1 pseudogene is annotated in these 436 nt (G+C 59.6%); it reads right to left on the reverse strand.

What is annotated here, in order from left to right:
- Positions 1-86 (reverse strand): annotated as a pseudogene (locus ACLD7X_RS19060) (phycocyanin subunit beta); the annotation flags it as partial.
- Positions 87-436 lie beyond the last annotated feature (350 nt).

A 436-nucleotide genomic window follows, 5' to 3' on the forward strand; every position in this document is an offset into this window, starting at 1 on the left:
GCCGAGAGGGCGTCGATCTGACCAGCGTTGATGAATTCGCCGCGGGCATCAGCCTGGGCTACAACCTTGGTGAAGGCGTCGAACATTGAAGAGCTCCTGTTCTCGACGAAGGGTCGGGAAGGGTGGGACGGGGATTCAGGCTGCGGGTGGCAACCTGCTGGTGCAAAGCACTGGGCCATTGTGATCAACCTGGCCTCCAGATTCTGTGTACTTCACAAAGGGTCACTGCTGCCATGGACCTCCCGTCGCCGTCACCAGAATGCCGCGGAATATCTTTACGGTTTTCTTTATGATTGCCCTCCGTCGGTCGGCGGCCTGGTGCCCGGAGGATTGGATGATGACAGGTCATGAAAAAGGCCCCCGAGCGGGGGCCAGAGGAGCCGAGGTAAGAACCCTTGAGGAGGGATTTCAGACGAGGGCGGCGATGGCGTAGTCG

This window comes from Aphanothece microscopica RSMan92 (genome assembly GCF_046613545.2).
Classification (GTDB): Bacteria; Cyanobacteriota; Cyanobacteriia; order PCC-6307; family Cyanobiaceae; genus NIES-981.